The sequence below is a fragment of the Mesorhizobium sp. A623 genome (assembly GCF_054489405.1).
On sequence record NZ_JBTMXB010000035.1, the window covers coordinates 15,991 to 36,302 of the forward strand.

Genomic DNA, 20,312 nt, shown 5'->3' on the forward strand with positions numbered 1-20,312 from the left:
CCCCTCTACTGCCGATCAAGCCTCCCGGCCGGTTTTTCCGATAACGTCCTTGTGTCGTCGCGCGCCGCTACCCTCGTCAGTTCAGCGGCAAGCGGCGGTAGGTGCCCGGCTTTTGCGGGTCGTGATATTTGTTGCAGGGCCCGTTTTCCATGTAGTCGCGGTGGCAGAATGCCAGCGCGTCGCGCGATAGGGTGACGCCGAGGCCCGGTCCTTCCGGTACGCGCACGACATTGTTTTTCGGCGAAAACGGTCCGCCTTCGATAACGTCGACCGGGTGCATGCGAAACAGCGACTGGTTGGGCTCCCGGATCCAGCCCAGCGCCGCGCACAGATGCAGATAGGCAGAACTGCCGACGCCGCTGTCGCCGCTGTAGCACCAGAAGTCGATGCCGGCATGTTCGCACGCGCCGACGAAGCGCACGAGCCGGCCGATGCCGCCAACCGCCGCCGGATTACCGACGATGGCGTCCGGAACCTTGAGTTCCATGGCCCGCGCGATGTCGGCATTGTGGGTCGAAAACGGGATAGAGCAATGCTGGCGCAACTCGCGCATGGCCTCGACGGTCGGCACCGGGTCCTCCCAGTTGCGCACGCCAAGCTCCTCCAGCGGCCGCGCCAGCCGGCGCGCGGTGGCCAGCGAATAAGCCTGGTTGGAATCTATGCGGATCATCACATCGTCGCCGAGCTTCTTGCGGATCAGTTCGACCATTTTTAGCGACAGCTTCGGGTCTTCGGTGGAAAACTTTCCTTCGAAGAAGGTGGTGCCATGCGTTTCATGGAGCTTGACGCAATAGTCCGCGACCTCTTCCGGTGTTTTTTCGCCGCGCACGACCTCACCGTCGCCGCGTAGCGAGAAATAGTCGGTAAAGGGGATTTCCTTGCGCACCGCGCCGCCAAGCAATTGGTAGAGCGGCTGGTTCCAGGCCTTGCCGCGCAGATCCCACAGCGCCATTTCGATCGCCCCGAAGGCCATGATGCGGGTGCCGTCATTGATGCTTTGCACCCCTGTCCAGAACGGCAGGCAGACATGCTCTGCACCGGCGATGTCGAAGGCGTCGCGGCCGATCAGGCGCGGGGCCAGAACGTCGGTGATGATGGCGGCAGCCGCCGGGCTCGGCGCTTCGCCAAGGCCGATCAGCCCGTCTTCGGTCTCGACTTCGACGATGGTCGGCGAAAAGCCGTCCAGTTCGCCGAACGCCCAGACATAGGGCGCGTCCAGCTTCAAATTGATCGGGGTGGCGGTGATCTTGCGGATTTTCATGGCGTGCCGGTAAGTTCGAGGAACGGCTTGCCGATCAGGTCGGGCAGCACGTCGATGCCGAGGCCGTTTCCATCAGGAAGCCCCATGCGGCTGCCGATGACCGGCGGGCAGTTCGAGGCGGTCTTTACCGTCACCCATTCATGGAAGGCGCTGGCGTGCAGGCGGTGCTCCTCCGGCGTCGACAAGGACAGATGCGCCATCGCGGCGGTGTCGATCTCGGCGCCGCCGGTGTCCTCGACGGTGATCATGAGGCCGAGGTCGACGGCGAGATCGCGCAATTGCCGCGTCTTCGACACGCCGCCCAGCCGCGAGATTTTCAGCGTCACGCCGTCGGCGGCCCCCTTGCGGTGAATGTCGAGCAAATCGTCCAGCGACATCACGGATTCGTCCAGCACCATCGGCTTGTCGAGCGAGCGCCGCACCGACATGCACTCGTCGATGGTCGTGCAGGGCTGTTCGAACGTGTAGTCGATGGCGCGGGTCGCATCGGCGAATTGCCTGGCCTGATATGGCGTCCAGCCGGCATTGGCGTCGCAGAAGATCACCGTGCCTTTCGGCACCGAGGCCGCCACCGCTGAGACGCGCTCGATGTCGCCATGCACGTCGCCGCCGACCTTGACCTGAATGCGGTCAAAACCCTCGGAAACGATGCGGGCGGCACGCTTGCCCATTTCGTCGGCGGCACCGTGGGTCACCACCTTGTAGAGGGCGGTGGTTTCGCTTTCGCGGCCGCCGAGAAGGGTGACCAGCGGCACGCCGGCGGCGCGCGCGACCAGATCGCAGCAGGCCATGTCGATCGCCGACTTGATGTAGGGGTGACCCTTGAACACGGTGTCCATCAGGCGGCCGATGCGGGAAAGCGCGCGCGGGTCCTGGCCAAGCAGATGCGGCGCGATCTCGATGACGCCAGCCTGCGCGCCGGCCGCGAACGCCGCCGAATAGAAGGTGCCGAGCGGCGCCATCTCGCCCCAGCCCGTCAGCCCGTCATCAGACGTCAGCGAAACGATGATGGAGTCGAAGGCATCGGCATGCCGCCCCTTGGACATCTTGTATGGCCCCTCCACGAAGGGCTGCAGCAACCGGTATGCCTTGATTGTCTTGATACGCATCGCTTTAGCCTTGGCTTCCTTCCAGCCCACGGACATAGGTGAGCAGTTCATCGAAATTCCAGTCGAGATGTTCATGCGCGTGCCGCTTGGCGGCGGCGATGTCGTCGCCCTTGAGCAGCCGCACATAGTCCTCGTGCATGTCCACGTCGGGCACCACCTCGTCGCGCGCGCGCTGATGCAGCGCGAAATACATCTGCAGCCGGCCGGCAAGGCGTTGCCACGTATCCAGCAGCAGCGAGTGGTCGCACCATTCGTAGATCAGGCCGTGCAGGCGTAGCGATGTCTCGATCTGCCGGCTGATGTCGATGTTCAACGTCGCGTGCCTGACGGCGTCGTGGCGGCGGTCGAGTTCGGCTTCGAAGCTTGCGTCGCGGAGCGGCCAGACACGCTCGATGGCGAAATCCTCGATCACATGGTGCAGGGAATAGGCGTCCTCGATGTCCTTGGCGGTGACATTGATGACATAGGCGCCGGCATAGGGAATGTTGGTCAGCAGGCCTTCCTGGATCAGTTCCCGCAGCGCCTCGCGCAAGGGCGCGCGGCTGACGCGCATCTGCTCGGCGATGCGCAGTTCGTTGACCTTCTGCCCCGGCTCCAACTGCCCCGTGAAGATGGCGTGCCGGAGACGGCCGACGATTTCGGCGCGGCGGGTCGTATCGACGATCGGGGCGAACTCGGTCTTGGTCATGGCCGTGCTGCATGCACTCAGGATGGCGCCAGCCAATCACATTGTCGACAATCTAGCAATCCCGGAAATCGCATTTATGCGCGAAAGCGCTTCAGGCCGAGAAAGCCAACGTCACGACGCCGATGAGCGCGGCCATGATGACGCTGGATTCGCGCACCGCCGAAACCGCGCCAAGCGGGGCAATGGTCTTGGCGAAGATCACCAGCCCATAGGCCGTGACGGCGCAAGCGCCGCCGATCAGCCCGACGTAAAAGGCCTTTCTGCCGAACCGATGCACGCCGTTGCGACGGCGGTGGAACAGGAACAGCACTACCGACAGTTCCAGCAGGAACAACCAGCCCATATAGCCGAACGGGCTGTCGGCCAGCCGCACGCCGATGCCGTCGACGATGGAATAGCTGGCGATCAAAAGGCCGGTTATCATCGCGGCGATCACGGCTTTCGGGTTTGCCTTGTTGGCCCCGCGCGCGAAGGCGAGGATGGCGATGCCGGCCGAAATGCCCGCCAGCCCGAGCCAGGCCGTGACCGACAGCCTCTCGCCGATGGCAAGATAAGCGCCGAGCGCCACCAGAACCGGGGCGCTGCCGCGCGAGATCGGATAGACCTGGCTGAAATCGCCAAAGCGGTAGGATTGGAACAGGAAGACGTAATAGACGTAGTGGAGCAGCGTCGAGGCAACGATGAAAGCCCAGCTTTCAACCGTCGGCGCCGGTGAGGCCAAGACCACACCAGCCCGGCGACGACATGCACCGACGATACGGCCGCCAGCACGATCGACCGGTCGGCGGCGGCCTTGATCAGGGCGTTCCACAGCGCATGGAGCCCGGCGGCGGACAGGACCAGCGCAAGCGCGAAACCCGACATGGCCGCTTACTCCCAGTTCAGAATTTGGCCCAGTTCAGAATTTGGGCCCGGATCGCAATTCCAGTACCACCGTCATGCTGCCGCGCGCACCTCGATGGCATCGGCCTTCACCCTTTCCGATTTTGGATCGTACGGGCTGCGCAAATGCGGGGTCGCCGCATAGCGCACGCCGGCGAGGTCGATCTCGAAGCTTCCGGCCAGAAATTCCTTGTCGACGCCTTCCGCGTGCTGGATCAGCCCCAGCGCCACCGAGCGGCCGAGCGTGTGGCCATAGGCGGCGGAGCGGACCTCGCCCACCGGCTTGCCGTTGCGCAGGATGAGTTCGCCGCTCCACAGCATCGGGGCCGCGTCGTCGACGGTGAACTGGACGATGCGGTTCTGCAGCAATGGCTGCGCCTTGGCCTTGACCAGCGCCTCGCGGCCGATGAAGCCGCCCGGCTTGTCGAGCGCGACCGCAAATCCGAGGCCCGCTTCGAACGGCGTGATGTCCGGCGTCAATTCCCGGCTCCAGGCGCGATAGCCCTTTTCAACGCGCAACGCGTCGAGCGCGTAGTAGCCGGCGTCGACCAGGCCGAATTCCGCCCCCGCCTCATGCAGAGCCTCATAGACGCCGACGGCGAATTCGGTCGGCACGATCAGTTCCCAGCCGAGTTCCCCAACATAGGTCATGCGGTTGGCGTAGACGGTGGCGTAGCCGAGATCGATCTCGCGGATCGCGCCGAACGGGAAGCCGGCATTCGACAGGTCGGCCGAGGTCAGCTTGCCCAAAAGGGCGCGCGATTTCGGCCCCATCAGCGCCAGCACCGAATAGGCCGAGGAAACGTCCGTGACGATGGCGTGCGCATCGGCGGGCGTGTTCTTGGCGATCCAGTCGGCGTCATGGACCGCCTGCGCCGAGCCGGTAACGATCAAAAACTTTTGCGCGGCAAGCCGCATGACGGTCAGGTCGCTCTCATAGCCGCCGCGTTCGTTGAGCATGCCGGTATAGACCGAGTTGCCGACGGCGACATCGATGTCGGCAGCACATATGCGGTTGAGCACGGCGCAGGCGTCGCGCCCTTGCATCAACAGCTTGGCAAACGAGGTCTGGTCGAAGACCGCCACGCCTTCGCGCGTCGCCTTCATCTCGCGCGCCACCGCGTCGTGCCAGTTCTGCCGGCCGAACGCATAGTCGGTCTGCGGGACTTCGTCCGGGCCGGCAAACCAGTTGGCGCGCTCCCAGCCCATCTTGGAACCGAAGCAGGCCCCCTTGGCGGCCAGTCGGTCATACAGCGGCGAGCGGCGGAACGGCCGCGCCGTATCCAATTCGCGGTTCGGCCACGGCATGGCGTAGTGCAGGCCGAGCGTCTCCTTGATACGGTCGTACAGCCAGCGCGGATTATTGTTGAAGCCGGCGAAGCGGCGAATATCGACCGGCCACAAATCCATGGTCGGCGCGCCGTTGACGATCCATTCGGCCAAAGCCATGCCCGCCCCGCCGGCGCTGGCGATGCCCATCGAGTTGAAGCCCGCGCCGACAAAGAAGTTCTTCAGTTCCGGCGCTTCACCGAGGATGAAATTGTTGTCGGGCGTAAAGCTTTCCGGGCCGTTGTAGAATTTCTTGACCTCGGCGTGCTCCAGTTGCGGCACGCGCACCAGCGCGTTTTCCATCAGGATTTCGAACTGGTCCCAGTCGTCTTCCAGCAGCGCGAACTCGAAATCGTCGGGAATGCCGTTCATGCCCCACGGCTTGGCGTGCGGCTCGAAGCCGCCCATGACCAGGCCGCCGACCTCCTCCTTGAAATAGATATAACCGTCCGGATCGCGCATCACCGGCAGGTCGGGATGCACGCCTTCGATCTTGCCGGTGACGATATACATATGCTCGGCCGAGTGCAGTGGCACGGACACGCCGCACATGCGGCCGACATTGCGCGCCCACTGGCCGGCGCAATTGACCACGATCTCGGCGGCGATATCGCCCTTGTCGGTCGAGACACCGCAGGCAACGCCGTCCTTGACCTTAATGCCGGTGACTTTAACGCGCTCGATGATGCGCGCGCCGCCGGTGCGAGCGCCCTTGGCCAGCGATTGGGTCAGGTCGGTCGGGTTGGCCTTGCCGTCGCCGGGCAGCCAGACCGCGCCGACGAGATCGTCCACGGCCATCACCGGCCAGCGCTCGAAAGCTTCCTTCGGCGAGATGACGTCGACCTCGATGCCTTGAGCGCGCGCCGATGCGGCGGTGCGCTTCAGCACCGTCATGCGGTCCGGCGTGCGCGCCACCGCCAGCGAGCCGCAATTCTTCCAGCCGGTGGCAAGCCCGGTCTCGGCCTCCAGCCCGGCATAGAGCTTTGTGGAATATTTGATCAGGCTGGTCATGTTGGAGTGGGCGCGCAACTGGCCGACGAGACCCGCCGCATGCCAGGTGGTGCCGCCGCTAAGCTGGCCCTGCTCCAGCAGCACGACGTCGGTCCAGCCCAGCTTGGTCAGGTGATAGGCAACGGAGCAGCCGATGATGCCGCCGCCGACGATGACCACGCGGGCCTGGGTTGGAAAATTGTTCGCCATGACGGCCTTGTCCTCGATCGTATGAATTGGGTGGAGGAAAGGTCGCATACGATGCCACAAAATGCAACATCAAATATCACATAATATCACATCTCATTGGCGATAATGAGCTTCGGGCCTTTCTGCCCGAGCGCCTTGACCGTCGACGCCGAAGGCGGCGCGTCGACGATGATTCCGGCGGCGCGTTCGAAGTTGGGAACCCGCAACGGCGTCAGCTTGCCGAACTTGGATTTGTCCAGCACGAAATAGGCCTTTCTCGCGGCCATGATCATGCGCGAGCGCTGCTCGGCCCCGGCGCGGGTGAAGTCGGTGACCTCGCCGTCGCTCGACAGCGCGCCACCGCCGAGGAACGCGATGTCAACCCGGAAACGGGCAATCGCATCGAGCACATCCACGCCAACGGCCGCCGCTTCGGCGGGATCGATTTCACCGCCAAGGATATGAACCCTGACGGTCGGGAAATGGCAAATATGCAGCGCAATCGGCAGGCTGGCGGTGCAGATCGTCAGGTTTTGACGCGTGTTCAGCGCATGCGCCACGGCAAGCGTGGTGGTGCCGGAATCGAGGAAGACCACCATCCCGTCCTCGACAAGGCTGGCTGCGGCCCGGCCGATCGCTGCCTTGCCGGCGGCGTTTTCCTGCGCCCGCTCGGTCATGGCCGGCTCGTTGGCTTCGAAACGGGCGGCGCCGCCATGAACGATGTCGAGCTGACGCCGCTCGGCCAGCAATTTCAGGTCGCGGCGGATCGTTTCGCGCGAAACCTCGAAGAAGCCGGCAAGGTCGGCGATGCTCACCGACCCATCGCGCGCCAAGCGCTTCAGGATCTCGTCATGGCGGCGGGGTGCGAGTGCCCGCCCGGAAGCATGATGTGCATGAGGCATGCGCTACTTTGGCCACGCAACGCCGATGTTGCAAGATGTGGCGTTGCGTGCAGGGCGTTTTGCGCCCTGACTTAGAGTCGGACTCTCTCGCCGCCGGGATCGTAGGCGCAGCGTTCGACCCGCGCGGCGCGGCTGCGGCGATCGAAGGCCTCGACCTCGATCTCGTTGAGCCCCATGTCGTCGCCGGAAAGGTAGCCGAACACCAGCAACGCGCCCACTGTGTGGCCGAAATCGCCGCTCGTTGTTATGCCGACGATACGGCCCTGCGCCGCCATCGCCTCGCCGCCATAGACCGGCAGCGGATCATCGAGCCGGAAGCAGGCGAGTTTTCGCGTGAGGCCGCGCTCCTTCTGCGCCGCGAGCGCATCGCGGCCGTGGAACTCGCCCTTCTTCATCGACACGGCAAAGCCGAGGCCGGCCTCCAGCGGCGTGTCGTCCGGGGTGATGTCCGCGCCCCAGTAGAGATAACGCTTTTCCATGCGCAGGCTGGAGATCGCCTTGTAGCCGACATCGGCGATGCCGAATTCCGCACCCGCCTCGCGCAGCACCTCGTAGACATAGGCCAAATATTCGGTCGGGATATACAGTTCCCAGCCGAGTTCCCCGACATAGGTGACGCGCGCGGCCATCACCGGCGCCCAGCCGATGCGGATGTCGCGACAGGTCATGTAGGGGAACGCCTCATTGCGGACGTCGTTCTCGCTGACCTTTTCCAGCACTTTTCGCGCCAGCGGGCCGCACAGATTGATGACGCCGTGCGCGCTGGTGACGTCGTGCATGGTCACCGATCCGTCGCGCGGCATGTGGTACCGGATCCAGCCGCCGTCGCGTGTGCCGAAGCCCGAGCCGGTGACGACGTAGAATACATCTTCGCGCGGCCGCATGATGGTGAGGTCGGACTCGATGCCGCCGCGCTTGTTGAGCAGTTGCGTGTAGATCACCGCACCGGTGCCGCGGTCCAGATTGGCCGCCGCCAGCCAACCTTGCCGTCGCGGTCGCGTACCACCACCACCGGCGCGCCGCCGACATTGAGCGTTATGTAGTCGCCGGAATTCGCCAGTTCGACCGAGTGGCCGGCGAAGAACCAGCTGTTGCGGAAGATTTTTCCTGCTCAGCGGCGAAAATCTCGTCGCTGGTATAGAAGTTGCGCGGCAGGCCGTAACCGGGTCGATAGGCGTCGAGGACATGGACGTTCATTGCGGCGTCTCCACGGGAAAAGGTTTGCCGAAGGTAAGGCTTTCTTGTCTTGCGCCGCAAACGCGATTAGCTTGCGGCTACCCTAAGGAAAACTAAGCGTGAGATGCTGACGTCTCCTCCCCTGAACTGGCTCCGCGCGTTCGAGACGGCGGCCAGGCTTGGTAGCTTCGCGGCGGCGGCGGAGCTGAACGTGACGCCCTCGGCGATCAGCCAGCACATCCGCGCGCTTGAACTGCGCCTGTCGAAAAACCTGTTCGACCGGCATGCCAACGGGGTGACGCCAACGGCGGCGGGCAAGCGCTATCCCGAGGAGCTTGGCCGGGGCTTTGCCCTGATCGACGACGCGACCGCGCGGCTTGCCGGAAGAACCACCCGCGAACTGCTGGTGGTGCATGTGGCGACATCCTTCGCCAGCCAGTGGATCGCGCCCCGGCTCGACCTGTTTCGCGCCTCGCATCCGGGCATCGAACTCCGGCTGACGGCACTCGGTCACGGCGTGGATAAGGGCCGTGGCAAGGCCGACGCGGAAATCCGATATGGCTGGGGCGACTGGCCGAGACTTGAAGCAACGGCGCTGATGCGGGAGGAAATCTTTCCGGTATGCGCGCCGGCACTCGCCGCAACGCTGCGCGCGCCCGAAGACCTCAAGGGCACCGACCTTCTGCATGTGCCGGGCTATGCCGAAGACTGGGAAGCCTGGCTGGCCTTTGCCGGAGTGACCGGCATCGATGCCGGGGACGGCGCTTCCTTCGACCAGTCGATCATGGCGATCCGGGCCGCCGTCGAAGGCAAGGGCGTGATGCTCGGCCGCTCGGCGCTGGTCGAGCGGGAACTCGCCAGCGGCCTGCTCGTCGCCCCCTTCACCCCCAAGCTGCAAAGCTCCGGCGCGTACTGGTTCCTGGCCTCGCCGCAAAACGCCCTGACGCCCAAGGTGCGTGCCTTCCGGGAGTGGCTGGTGGCGGCGTCCCAGTAGCGGTTCCTGAGCATCGCCAGGGCGCGGATGGTCGGATTGCGCCGACGCGCCTTCGAATGAGCAAGCACGCCGCCCGGCACCGCGCAAATCTGCTATGAGGCCATATTCTCCTGATTCCCAACGCAGGCTATCTTGAACACCGATCCCGCAAATATCCTGAAAACCGTTTATGGCTACGACGCTTTTCGTGGGCCTCAGGCGGAGATCGTCGAGCATGTGGTGGCCGGCAACAACGCCTTCGTCCTGATGCCGACGGGTGGCGGAAAATCGCTGTGTTACCAGATCCCGGCGATGGCGCGGCCCGGCGTCGGCCTCGTCGTCTCGCCGCTGATCGCGCTGATGGCCGATCAGGTGACCGCCTTGCGTCAGGCAGGCGTCAAGGCGGCGGCGCTCAACTCCGACCTGCAGGGCGACGAGAGAAGCGCCCTGTGGCGCGACATTGCCTCCGGCGCGCTCGACCTGCTCTATGTCGCCCCGGAAACATTGCTCCGGCCAGACGTGCTGGAGCGGCTAGGCCAGGTGAAGCTGTCGCTGATCGCCATCGACGAGGCGCATTGCCTGTCGCAATGGGGGCATGATTTCCGCCCCTCCTACCGCCAGCTCGACGCGCTGGTCCGGCTGTTCCCCGACACGCCGCGCATGGCGCTGACGGCCACCGCCGACGCGCCGACCCGGGCCGAGATCCTGGCGCTTCTGCAGATCGCCGAAAGCGACGCCTTCATCGCCGGCTTCGACCGCCCCAACATCCGCTACGCCATCCAGGAAAAGGACAATCCCCGAAGCCAGTTGAAGCGTTTCCTGAAGGACCATGACGGCGAAAGCGGCATCGTCTACTGCCTGTCGAAGCGCAAGACGGAAGAGACGGCCGCCTGGCTTTGCACCCAAGGCTATGATGCGCTGCCCTATCACGGCGGCATGGACAAGGCGGATCGCGCGGCCAACCAGGCGCGTTTCCAGCTTGATGAGGCCGTCGTCATGGTGGCCACCATCGCCTTCGGCATGGGCATCGACAAGCCTGACGTGCGCTTCGTCGCCCATGTCGACCTGCCGGGCAGCATCGAGGCCTATTATCAAGAAACCGGGCGCGCCGGACGCGACGGCCTGCCTTCCGACACGCTGATGCTTTATGGCCATGAGGACATCGCGCTGCGCAGCCGCTTCATCGAGGAATCGGACGCGCCCGAACAGCGCAAGCGCACGGAACGGCAAAAGCTCGATGCGCTGCTTGGGCTGGCCGAAACGGCAGGTTGTCGCCGCCGCGTGCTGCTGTCCTATTTCGGAGACGATTGCCAGCCCTGCGGCAACTGCGACACCTGCGCCGAGCCGCCGCAACTGTTCGACGGCACCATTGCCGCGCAAAAAGCCTTGTCCTGCATTCATCGCACCGGAGAGCGCTTCGGCCAGGGCTATATCGTCGACGTGCTTCTGGGCGTCGAGGACGAGCGCATCGCGAGTTTCGGGCACGACCGCATCTCCACCTACGGTATCGGCAAGGAGCATGACAAGCGCGTCTGGCGCGCGATCCTGCGCCAGTTGATCGCGCTGCGCCTGATCGATGTCGACCTCGCCGGCCATGGCGGCTTGGCGATCTCGGAGGCGGGACGCCAGTTCCTGCGCGAAAAGCCGACGCTGATGCTGCGCGTGCCGCCACCGGCGCGCACCGCTCGCGAAAAAGGCGTTTCGCGCAACCAGGCGGCTACCGCCCTGCCCGAGGCCGATCAAGCCCTGTTCCAGGCGCTGCGCGAAAAGCGCATGGAAATCGCACGCACGCAGAACGTGCCGCCCTATGTGATCTTCCACGACAAGACGCTGATCGAACTGGCCACCGCCCGCCCCACTTCCCGCGCGCAGATGGCGGGTGTTCCCGGCGTCGGCGAGACCAAGCTGGATCGCTATGGCCCGGCATTCCTGACGGTGATCGCCGAGCATATTTCGAACGGCGTATCCTGAACGGCGTTTGTTCTGCTCTTCCTACTTCAGTTGATCGCGTCGATGCTGCCCAGCCGCAGGAACAGCGTCTCGCCCGAAGAATCGTCGACGCCGTCATTGTCGGTCATGACATAGGCATCGCCACTGGCGTCGATGGCAAAGCCCTCGACCTTGTCGACGATATAGCCGTTGGTCGCTGCCTTCAGGTCCGGCACCAGGTCGCGGACCATCGTCTTTGTCACCAGAGACAGTTCGCCGCCGAGCTTGACCGGCTTGAAATCGTCCAGCGCGACGGCGTAGACGGCCTTGAGCCTGGCGTCCGCCCCGATCAGATTGTCGCGCTCGACGATGTAGAGCCGGTCCTTCCAGGCGGTGATTTCCGACAGGCCGACCCAGCCCTTTTCAGCTTTCTCGAGGGGATAGCGCACGGCCGACCATTCTTTCGACGCCGGCTTGTAGGCCAAAAGCTTCACCCCGCCCTTGGCGTCGTCGGCCCATTCGCGCTGCACGGCCATGACCAGCGTGAGGTCGTCGCCCTCGCCCAGCGTGGTGATGCCTTCATAACCGAAGCGGCCGCCCTTGCCCAACAGTTCAGCCGGCAGCGGGATTTCTTGGCTGATCTCGCCCTTGGCGTCGACGCGGTAGATCGCGTTGGCGGTCAGCTTCGAGGCGTCGCCTTCCGAGGCCAGCCAGAAACCGTCCTTGCCGTCGGAGGCGATGCCTTCGAGGTCGAGTTTCTGGGCCGGCTGGCCATCGCGGGTGACGACCAGCTTCTTGACGATCTTGGCCGGTGTCCTGGTGGCGTCAATGGTGAAGATGGCCGGCTGCGAGCGATAGAAGGAGTCGGAGACGGCATAGAGTTTTCCGGCGTCCTTCGGATCGGCGGCCAGCCCCGACAGCGCCCCCCAGCCGAGCGGTTTTCCCGCCTCGTCATCGGCCGAGACGACCATCGGATAGACGGCCGGGCCATCGCCGAGTTCATAGAGCATGACGTGCGAGCGCGCGCCGCCATCTTCCACCAGGTCGGTTTCGTTGGCCGTGACGAGCAGGCCGCGCGAAGGAATGGCGACCAGGCCTTCCGGACCCACGCCCGAGGGCAGCAACTGCACGAATTCCGGCTCGGCATCGGTGTCCTTATAGACGCCGATCATCGAGGCGCGCTCGCTGGCGACGAAGATGTATTGCGTGTCGCCGAACTTTGCCACTTCGAGGCCTTCAAGCTCGACGCCCTTCTTGTTGCGCTTGTCCGGATAATGGCCGGCGGCGGCGATCTTCATTTCCAGCGACGAGCCGGATTCGAAGAGCACCTTGCCTGTCTTGTCGAAGATGGTGAAAGAGCGGGAGCCGCCATGATAATCGCCCTCGTTGGCGATGACGAAACGGTTATTGTCGAGCCATTTGATCGCGTCGGGCTCGCGCGCCACGCCTTGCATCGAACTGGTGAAGGAAAGCGCGCCGTCCTTCCTGGTGTCGATGCCGTCGAGATCGACCGAGCCGGCGGAAAAATGCGCCGTGACCTTGCCGGTCGCCGCATCCACGATGGCGATATGGTTGTTTTCCTGAAGCGTGACGGCGATTTCATTGGCGGCGTTGAAGTCGACGAATTCCGGCTCCGGGTCTTCCGGCGAGATTTCAGCAATGCCGGTGAAATCGACGGTTGTCATGGTGGCGCAGTCCGGCATGCCGTCGGTCAGGCTGAATATCTTCAGATCGCCGGCGGGCAGTTGCGGCAACGCGCCGTCGTTCAATTCCTCGTCGCGCTCGTTTTCGATGGCGATGGCGGCGAACTTGCCGTCGGCGCTGATCGCCACGGAATCGGGCTGGCCGCCAAGGTCGCAGGTCGCGAGGATTTTCTTGGTGGCAAGATCGATGACGGCGAGGTTGCCGGACGGGTTCTTCTTGCTTTCCGAGGTGTTGACGCCGGCCAGTACCTTGGTGCCGATAACGGCGACGGAGGTCGGCTCACCCTCGATCTTGACGATGCCGCCCGCCTTCGGCGCTTTCGGGTCGGAAATGTCGATGAAGCCGACCGCGCCCAGCGGACTGTCCGAATAGACCAGCGTCTTGCCGTCTTCGCTTGCCTTGATGATCTCCGACGAGGTCGGCGTCTTGGCATCAAGGTCGGACGGCAGGTTTTCGGCTACCGGAAAAGTAGCGATCCGGTTGAAGGCGCTGTCGGCATAAGCGGGCAGCGCCACCGACGCGGCGAGCATGGCGGTCAAAACGAAAAGGCGCGATTGGCTGGTCATCGGGGTTCTCTCTCATTCAGGAGTTCCCCGGTGCCTTGCAGGATCGATATTTCAGCGCGATGACTTGCCGATGACGGCTAGATGACAATGGCCAAGTCTTTTCCACTATCGCGCGCTCTAACCCTCGAAACCGGTCAGCACGCCGACCGCGTTGACGCCGATCTCATCGACGGCATAGCCGCCTTCCATGACGAACAAAGTCGGCAGCCCCAGCCTGGCGATGCGTGCGCCGATCTTCGGATAATCGGCGCTGACTAGCTTGAACTGGCTGATCGGGTCCTTTTCGAACGTATCGACGCCGAGTGAAACCACGACCACGTCCGGCGCATAGGCCGAGAGCCGCTCGCAGGCATCCTCCAGCGCGGCGCTCCACGCGCTCCAATCTGTGCCGAAGGGCATCGGATAGTTCTCGTTGAACCCTTCGCCAGCACCCGCGCCGCGCTCATCGGCATGGCCGAGGAAGTAGGGATATTCCACCATCGGGTCGGCATGCAGGTTCAACACCTGCACATCGCCACGGTGATAGAAGATCTCCTGCGTGCCGTTGCCGTGGTGATAGTCCACGTCGAGGATTGAGACGCGGCCGGCCCCCTGGTCGCGAAACCATTGCGCGGCGACGGCGGCGTTGTTGATGTAGCAATAGCCGCCCATGAAGGCAGCCCCCGCATGATGCCCCGGCGGGCGGCAGAGCGCGAAGGCGGCCCGCTCGCCCGCCTTGACAAGGCTTGCCGCCGTCAGCGCCACGTCGAAGGAAGACTTGATCGCGGCCCATGTACCTTTGACGAAGGGCGCGCCGGCATCGAAGGAGTAAAAGCCCAGTTGCGCGTCGATGTTTTGTGGCACAACGTCGGCGCGCAGGCCGCGCGTCGGCCAGGTGAAGGGCATGGCCGAACCGCCCCGCCCCGACGCTTCCCATTGCGGCCACACGGTCGGCAGGAAATCGATGTAGTCGGCGGCGTGAACCCGCTTGGCGGCGGCAAGGTCATGCGTTTGTGGCGGCAGGATGGGGCCCAGCCCTTCGCTTTCCACCCGCGCCTTGATGATTTCGGCGCGCGAGGGCTTTTCGAAACCGGGCACGATCTCGCCGGCGTTCAGTTCCATGGTGCCGGCATGGCCGGCATGGAGCGGCGAAAATACAGTCTTCATGAAATCCCCCCGGCACGATGCGGTGACAGCGTATCGACGCCCGCGAGGCTCGACAAGCGCTGTGCCAAGCGGCAGCGGCTTGCTGGCATGGTTTTTCCGTCACGAGCCTCTGCATCGGCCTCGATCGCGGCTCGACACGGCCCCGGCCTTTTTTAATTCAAGTTTCAATTGCTCTGTTGCCATCCCACCGCGCATGTGGTGACAATCGGGAAAGAGGCGATGTCCGCCGACAAGAGCGGTCCACAAAATGGGGTGCTGCGTGCCGGAAACACCGGATAAAAACGCTATCGACGTTCGGGGGGTTCGTAAGGTTTTCGGCTATGGCGAGGCGCAGGTCGCGGCGCTCGACAGCGTATCCGTCACCATCCGGGAGAACGAGTTCTTCACGCTGCTTGGCCCTTCGGGTTGCGGCAAGACCACGCTGCTGCGGCTGATCGCCGGCTTCGATTTCCCGACCGCCGGTGAAATCCTGCTCTATGGCGACGACATCGCGCCGCTGCCGCCGTTCAAGCGGCCGGTCAATACGGTGTTCCAGTCCTACGCGCTGTTTCCGCACATGACGGTGGCGCAAAACATCGGTTTCGGGCTGCAGATGCTGGGCAAGCCGAAGGCCGAGACCGCCGCACGCGTCGCCGAGATGCTCAAGCTGGTGCAGATGGAAGCGCTGGCCAACCGGCGCACCAACGAGATCTCGGGCGGCCAGCAACAGCGCGTGGCGCTGGCGCGGGCGCTCGCCCCGCAACCCAAGGTGCTGCTGCTCGACGAGCCGCTTTCGGCGCTCGACTACAAGCTACGCAAGGAAATGCAGATCGAGTTGAAGCGGCTGCAGGGCAAGACGGGCATCACCTTTATCTTCGTCACCCACGACCAGGAAGAAGCACTGACCATGTCCGACCGCATCGCGGTGATGTCGGCCGGCAAGATCCTGCAGATCGGCACGCCGCACGATATCTACGATCGGCCCGCCGAACGTTTCGTCGCCGATTTCATTGGCGAGACCAATTTCCTCGAAGGCATGGTGACGCACGAGGCGAACGGGCGCGCAACGGTGAAACTGTCGTCGGGCTCGGAAATTACGGCCTCGCTGCCGTCTGGTTTTTCACCCAAGGGCAAGGCCACCATCGTGGTGCGGCCCGAGCATACGCAGCTTGCCGCCGCCGACGAAAAGGCCACGCTTTCCGGCGAGATCGAGAACGTCGTCTATCTCGGCACCGACACGCATTTCCATATCAGGCTCGACGATGGCGGCCCCTTCATCGTGCGCCAGCAAAACGCGAATGGCGGCAGCGTCACTGTCGCCCGGGGCGACCGGACGGGCATCGCCATTCGCGCCAACGCCGCGCAATTGTTGAAAGACTGATGGTGGCGAGCGCGAGCCTCAACCCGACCGAACGGCGCGACATCCACAACCGCTGGCTGCTTTCGACACCAGCGCTTCTAATCATCTTCGTCGCCGCCACAGGCCCGCTCTTCGTCATGCTCGCCTACTCGTTCATGGTGAAAGGCGACTATGGCGACGTGAAGCCCTGGACCTTTTCCCTGGATGGCTGGACCTCGGTGCTGTTCCAGCGCGATATCTTCGACGACACACTGGGCTTGGCCGATGCGCACCTGACCATCTTGTGGCGCTCCATCCGCCTGTCCTTCTACACGACCTTCCTGACGCTGATCTTCGGATTTCCAACCGCCTACTTCATCGCGACGCGGCCGCCGTCGACGCGCGAAGTCTGGGTTTTCCTGGTCACCATCCCGTTCTGGACCAACCTTTTGATCCGCACCTTCGCCATGCAGCAGGTGCTGCGCAACGAGGGCCTGGTCAACACGGCCCTGATCTGGACCGGTATCATCGACAGCCCGTTCCAGATCATGAACACGGACGTCGCGATCCTGCTCGGCATGGTCTATGTCTACCTGCCGCTGATGGTATTGCCGCTTTACGCCTCGATGGAAAAACTGGATTTCCGGCTGATCGAGGCGGGCTACGATCTCTATGCCAGCCGCTGGCAGGTATTGCGGCGCATCATCTTCCCGCTGGTCAAGCCGGGCGTCATCGCCGGCTCGATCCTGGTCTTCATCCCGTCGCTCGGCGCCTATGTCATTCCGCGCGTCCTAGGCGGCGGCAAGAACATGATGCTGGGCAATCTGATCGAGCTGCAATTCGGCGCGGGCCGCAACTGGCCGCTCGGCGCGGCCATCTCCATCACGCTGATGGCGCTGGTGATGATTGCGCTCTTGTTCTACGTGCGCAACGCTTCGCGTTCGGAGGCCGGCCATGGCTAAGCGTACCTTCGATGTCCGCGCACAGCCCGGTTTCGGCTTCATGGCGTTGCTGACCTTCTTCGCGCTGTACCTGCCTATCGCGGCCCTGGTCGTCTACTCCTTCAACGCGGCCGAATCGCTGTCGAACTGGGGCGGGTTTTCCTGGCGCTGGTTCGTATCGGCGTGGCAGAACTCGGCCGTTCAGGATGCCTCGATCCGCTCGATCGTGCTTGCGGTCTGGGCTGCTACGCTCGCCACCATCGTCGCCACCATGGCCGCGCTCGCTACCACCCGCACGCGGCGCTATCCCGGCCTGACCTTCAAATACGCGTTCATCAACCAGCCTTTGATGGTGCCCGAGATCGTCACCGCCGTGGCGCTGCTGATCGTGTTCTCGCGCATCAAGGTGTGGACCGGCTATTCCGGCCTCGGCTATCTCATCCTGGCGCATACGGCCTTCTGCATTCCGTTCGCCTACCTGCCGATCCGCGGCCGGCTGGAAGACATGGACCTGACGATGGAGCGCGCAGCCGCCGATCTCTACGCGACGCCGTGGAAAGCGTTCCGCTATGTGACGCTGCCGCTGTTGAGGCCAGCCATCATAGCCGGCTTCATGCTCGCCTTCGTCATTTCGCTCGACGATGTCGTCATCACCGAATTCGTCAAGTCCGGCGGGCAGGATACGCTGCCTACGTACATGCTCGGCCAGTTGCGGCGCGAAACCACCCCGGAAATCAACGCCATAGCCACCGTATTCCTGGGCATGTCGGTCCTGCTCGTGACCGTCTTCTTCTTTGTCAACCGACGAAAAACCTGACCAGTGCAACGTAAATCATAAGGGAGAGCAGCAATGAAATGGACGACAATGGCCGCCACGGCGGCGATAGCGATACTGGGCTGCGCCGGGAGCGCATCCGCGGCGGGAGAACTCAACATCTTCAACTGGGGCGACTATACCAGCGCCGACATGATCAAGAAGTTCGAGGCCGCCTACGACGTCAAGGTCACCATCACCGACTATGACTCCAACGATACCGCGCTTTCCAAGGTGCGCGCCGGTGGCCATGGCTTCGACATCGTGGTTCCGTCGGCGAGCTACGTGCCGATCTGGATAAAGGAAGGGCTGCTGCTCGAGGCCCGTCCCGACCAGATGGAAAACTTCAAGAATGTCGATGAGCGCTGGGTCAACGTTGCCTGGGATCCGGGCCGGCACTATACCGTGCCGTGGCTGTGGGGCCTGTCGGGCATCGGTGTGAACACCAAGGTCTATGGCGGCGACATCAACACGTCCGCCATCTTCCTCGATCCGCCGGCGGAACTGGTCGGCAAGATCAACGTCGAGCCGGAAATGACCGACGTGCTGTTTGCCACCATCAAGTATTTCGGCGGCGACTGGTGCACCGACGATCTCGAACTGCTCAAGAAAGTGCGCGACAAGCTGGTCGAGGCAAAGCCGAAATGGCTGGCAATGGACTACAGCGTCACCGAGAAACTGCCGGCGGGCGACTACGCCGCCGTCTACTATTGGAACGGTGCGATCATGCGCTCGCGCATCAAGAACCCCGACATCAAGTTCGGCTATCCGAAGGAAGGGTTCCCGATGTTCATGGACAGCGTCGCCATCCTCAAGGACGCCAAGAACGTCGACAACGCCAAGCTGTTCATGAACTTCATCATGCTCCCGGAAAATGCCGCCATGATTTCGGCCTTCGCGAAATACGCCAACGGCATCAAGGGTTCGAAGGAGTTCATGCCGGACGAAATGAAGGATGCTCCGGAACTCGTCATCCCGGCCGAATTCGAGAAGGCGGGTGAGTTCCTGACGACCTGCGAGCCCAAGGTCCAGGAACTGTACACCAAGCTCTGGACCCAGCTTCAGAAATAACCGAACAAGCGTCGGGGCCGGGCATGATCGCCCGGCCCTAACGCTCCACTCGAGCGACCATCAAGAACATTCCCGGAAGAAAAGCATGGCCAAGGCGACCGCGTTCGAGGAAAATTACGGCTTTCGCCGCGACGCGGTCAATCTGGCCAACTGGAGAAGCAGTCCTTTCAACCGCTGGTCGTTCCAGAATGCCGGCGAACTCGTGCCCAGCGCCCGCATCGAGGCTATGGGCGAGGCGGAACAGCCGGCCAAGGACATGAGCGGGCTGCTGACCGAGAAAATCCCCACAGGCGAAACCGTCGCGGCCTTTCTGGCGCGCTCCGATACCGATGCGCTCACCGTGATGAAGGGCGGAAAAATCGTCGGCGACTGGTTTGCGCCGCATATGAGTCCCGGTGCGCCGCACATCATTTTTTCCATCAGCAAATCGCTGACCGCCATCCTTGCCGGCATCCTGCACGGCGAGGGAAAGTTCGACCTGGAAGCACCGGTGATCGCCTATCTGCCGGAGGCGACAGGCTCCGCCTATGGCGACGCAACCGTGCGCCACGTGCTCGACATGGTCGTCAGCATCGATATCGAGGAATCTTATCTCGACCCCGACAGCGCCTATGGCCGCTATCGCAAGGCTACGCTGTGGAACCCGGGCGGCGGCTCGGAAAGCCTGAAATCGTTCCTGCTGACATTGCCGAGGCTTGAAGGCCCGCATGGCGACATTTTCCGTTATCGCTCGCCGAATTCCGACCTGCTCGGCATCCTTGTCGAGCGCGCTTCCGGCCAGCGCGTCTGCGACCTCATGCGCGAAAAATTATGGCTGCCGCTCGGTGCCAAGGGCGATGCTTTCGTCACCGTCGATCAGGAAGGCACGGCGCGCACGGCTGGCGGCATGTCGGTCACGCCGCGCGACCTCGCCCGCGTCGGCGAGATGATGCGGCAGGGCGGCAGGGCCGATGGCCGCCGCGTGGTTCCCGAAGCCTGGGTGCGCGACACGATCAGCGCCGGCAGCACCCAAGCCTGGCAACGCGGCGAGATGCTGCCCCTGTTCCCCAAGGGCCGTTACCGCAACAAATGGTACCAGGTCGGCGACGGCGCGTTCTGCGGCATCGGCATTCACGGCCAATGGCTTTACGTCGACCCTGGCAGCGAGGTCGTGATCGTCAAAATGTCGTCGCAGCCCGAGCCGGTCAACGACCCGCTCGACCTGGCCATCGTCGCCTTCCTGCAAGCGCTTTCCGGCATGGTTTGACAGGCCGGCCCGTCAGCGCGCGTGCCGAAACTGGCGACAAGCCCCGGAGTATGTTTTGATTGGCTGGACTGGCTCTTG

General features: G+C 63.5%; 17 protein-coding genes. 7 read left to right on the top strand and 10 right to left on the bottom strand.

The annotated features are described in order from the left end of the window. Positions 1 to 76: 76 nt before the first annotated feature. From ACX3P1_RS23280 to ACX3P1_RS23315, 8 genes are all read right to left on the bottom strand, one after another. Complete coding sequence (locus tag ACX3P1_RS23280; RefSeq protein WP_459081960.1) at positions 77 to 1,261, bottom strand: mandelate racemase/muconate lactonizing enzyme family protein; 1,185 nt, start codon at positions 1,259 to 1,261, stop codon at positions 77 to 79. Further along, a complete protein-coding gene (locus ACX3P1_RS23285) occupies positions 1,258 to 2,370 on the bottom strand; it encodes a mandelate racemase/muconate lactonizing enzyme family protein (protein WP_459081961.1) in 1,113 nt (370 codons plus the stop codon). Before ACX3P1_RS23285 ends, ACX3P1_RS23280 begins: the two co-directional genes overlap by 4 nt. A gap of 4 nt (positions 2,371 to 2,374) precedes the next feature. Next, positions 2,375 to 3,058 carry a GntR family transcriptional regulator gene (locus ACX3P1_RS23290; protein ID WP_459081962.1) on the bottom strand — a complete coding sequence of 228 codons (684 nt, stop codon included), beginning with the start codon at positions 3,056 to 3,058 and terminating at the stop codon, positions 2,375 to 2,377. A gap of 91 nt (positions 3,059 to 3,149) precedes the next feature. Next, a complete protein-coding gene (locus ACX3P1_RS23295; RefSeq protein WP_459081963.1) occupies positions 3,150 to 3,779 on the bottom strand; it encodes an EamA family transporter in 630 nt (209 codons plus the stop codon). Between the two features lie 215 nt (positions 3,780 to 3,994). Then, entirely contained in the window at positions 3,995 to 6,469 is a 2,475-nt protein-coding gene (locus ACX3P1_RS23300) for a GcvT family protein (protein WP_459081964.1), read from the bottom strand. Positions 6,470 to 6,555: 86 nt separating this feature from the next. After that, a complete protein-coding gene (locus ACX3P1_RS23305) occupies positions 6,556 to 7,350 on the bottom strand; it encodes a DeoR/GlpR family DNA-binding transcription regulator (RefSeq protein WP_459081965.1) in 795 nt (264 codons plus the stop codon). Between the two features lie 71 nt (positions 7,351 to 7,421). Beyond that, positions 7,422 to 8,438 carry an aminomethyltransferase family protein gene (locus tag ACX3P1_RS23310; RefSeq protein WP_459081983.1) on the bottom strand — a complete coding sequence of 339 codons (1,017 nt, stop codon included), beginning with the start codon at positions 8,436 to 8,438 and terminating at the stop codon, positions 7,422 to 7,424. Then, positions 8,386 to 8,547 carry a hypothetical protein gene (locus tag ACX3P1_RS23315; RefSeq protein ID WP_459081984.1) on the bottom strand — a complete coding sequence of 54 codons (162 nt, stop codon included), beginning with the start codon at positions 8,545 to 8,547 and terminating at the stop codon, positions 8,386 to 8,388. Before ACX3P1_RS23315 ends, ACX3P1_RS23310 begins: the two co-directional genes overlap by 53 nt. A gap of 103 nt (positions 8,548 to 8,650) precedes the next feature. Between ACX3P1_RS23315 and ACX3P1_RS23320 the strand changes: the two genes are divergently transcribed. Both ACX3P1_RS23320 and recQ read left to right on the top strand, forming a co-directional pair. Next, the gene (locus ACX3P1_RS23320) at positions 8,651 to 9,520 is read left to right on the top strand and encodes a LysR substrate-binding domain-containing protein (protein WP_459081966.1); all 870 of its coding nucleotides are present in this window, start codon (positions 8,651 to 8,653) and stop codon (positions 9,518 to 9,520) included. 132 nt (positions 9,521 to 9,652) lie between these two features. Further along, entirely contained in the window at positions 9,653 to 11,470 is a 1,818-nt protein-coding gene (recQ, locus tag ACX3P1_RS23325) for a DNA helicase RecQ (protein ID WP_459081967.1), read from the top strand. Between the two features lie 26 nt (positions 11,471 to 11,496). Here recQ and ACX3P1_RS23330 read toward each other — a convergent pair whose 3' ends face one another. After that, the gene (locus tag ACX3P1_RS23330) at positions 11,497 to 13,698 is read right to left on the bottom strand and encodes an esterase-like activity of phytase family protein (protein ID WP_459081968.1); all 2,202 of its coding nucleotides are present in this window, start codon (positions 13,696 to 13,698) and stop codon (positions 11,497 to 11,499) included. 117 nt (positions 13,699 to 13,815) lie between these two features. Beyond that, on the bottom strand, positions 13,816 to 14,844 hold the full coding sequence (locus ACX3P1_RS23335) for a histone deacetylase family protein (protein ID WP_459081969.1): 1,029 nt from the start codon (positions 14,842 to 14,844) through the stop codon (positions 13,816 to 13,818). A 259-nt stretch (positions 14,845 to 15,103) separates the two neighbouring features. Here ACX3P1_RS23335 and ACX3P1_RS23340 point away from each other — a divergent pair, with 259 nt between their 5' ends. The 5 genes from ACX3P1_RS23340 (at position 15,104) to ACX3P1_RS23360 (ending at position 20,234) form a co-directional block, all read left to right on the top strand. Further along, complete coding sequence (locus ACX3P1_RS23340) at positions 15,104 to 16,204, top strand: ABC transporter ATP-binding protein (protein ID WP_459081970.1); 1,101 nt, start codon at positions 15,104 to 15,106, stop codon at positions 16,202 to 16,204. Next, a complete protein-coding gene (locus tag ACX3P1_RS23345) occupies positions 16,204 to 17,124 on the top strand; it encodes an ABC transporter permease (RefSeq protein WP_459081971.1) in 921 nt (306 codons plus the stop codon). Before ACX3P1_RS23340 ends, ACX3P1_RS23345 begins: the two co-directional genes overlap by 1 nt. Further along, positions 17,117 to 17,920 (top strand): ABC transporter permease, encoded by an 804-nt coding sequence (locus tag ACX3P1_RS23350; protein WP_459081972.1) that lies wholly within the window; start codon positions 17,117 to 17,119, stop codon positions 17,918 to 17,920. The genes ACX3P1_RS23345 and ACX3P1_RS23350 overlap by 8 nt, the downstream gene beginning before the upstream one ends. Positions 17,921 to 17,953: 33 nt before the next feature. After that, entirely contained in the window at positions 17,954 to 18,988 is a 1,035-nt protein-coding gene (locus ACX3P1_RS23355) for an extracellular solute-binding protein (protein WP_459081973.1), read from the top strand. An 85-nt stretch (positions 18,989 to 19,073) separates the two neighbouring features. Next, positions 19,074 to 20,234, top strand: coding sequence for a serine hydrolase domain-containing protein (locus ACX3P1_RS23360; RefSeq protein ID WP_459081974.1), 1,161 nt, complete (start codon positions 19,074 to 19,076; stop codon positions 20,232 to 20,234). The last annotated feature ends 78 nt before the right edge of the window (positions 20,235 to 20,312 follow it).

Coding starts and splice junctions, on each gene's coding strand:
- ACX3P1_RS23300 (WP_459081964.1), bottom strand. CDS start 6,469: ATGGCGAACAATTTTCCAACCCAGGCCCGCGTGGTCATCGTCGGCGGC.
- ACX3P1_RS23315 (WP_459081984.1), bottom strand. CDS start 8,547: ATGAACGTCCATGTCCTCGACGCCTATCGACCCGGTTACGGCCTGCCG.
- ACX3P1_RS23330 (WP_459081968.1), bottom strand. CDS start 13,698: ATGACCAGCCAATCGCGCCTTTTCGTTTTGACCGCCATGCTCGCCGCG.
- ACX3P1_RS23305 (WP_459081965.1), bottom strand. CDS start 7,350: ATGCCTCATGCACATCATGCTTCCGGGCGGGCACTCGCACCCCGCCGC.
- ACX3P1_RS23285 (WP_459081961.1), bottom strand. CDS start 2,370: ATGCGTATCAAGACAATCAAGGCATACCGGTTGCTGCAGCCCTTCGTG.
- ACX3P1_RS23350 (WP_459081972.1), top strand. CDS start 17,117: ATGGCTAAGCGTACCTTCGATGTCCGCGCACAGCCCGGTTTCGGCTTC.
- ACX3P1_RS23320 (WP_459081966.1), top strand. CDS start 8,651: ATGCTGACGTCTCCTCCCCTGAACTGGCTCCGCGCGTTCGAGACGGCG.
- ACX3P1_RS23290 (WP_459081962.1), bottom strand. CDS start 3,058: ATGACCAAGACCGAGTTCGCCCCGATCGTCGATACGACCCGCCGCGCC.
- ACX3P1_RS23280 (WP_459081960.1), bottom strand. CDS start 1,261: ATGAAAATCCGCAAGATCACCGCCACCCCGATCAATTTGAAGCTGGAC.
- ACX3P1_RS23355 (WP_459081973.1), top strand. CDS start 17,954: ATGAAATGGACGACAATGGCCGCCACGGCGGCGATAGCGATACTGGGC.
- ACX3P1_RS23360 (WP_459081974.1), top strand. CDS start 19,074: ATGGCCAAGGCGACCGCGTTCGAGGAAAATTACGGCTTTCGCCGCGAC.
- ACX3P1_RS23345 (WP_459081971.1), top strand. CDS start 16,204: ATGGTGGCGAGCGCGAGCCTCAACCCGACCGAACGGCGCGACATCCAC.
- ACX3P1_RS23335 (WP_459081969.1), bottom strand. CDS start 14,844: ATGAAGACTGTATTTTCGCCGCTCCATGCCGGCCATGCCGGCACCATG.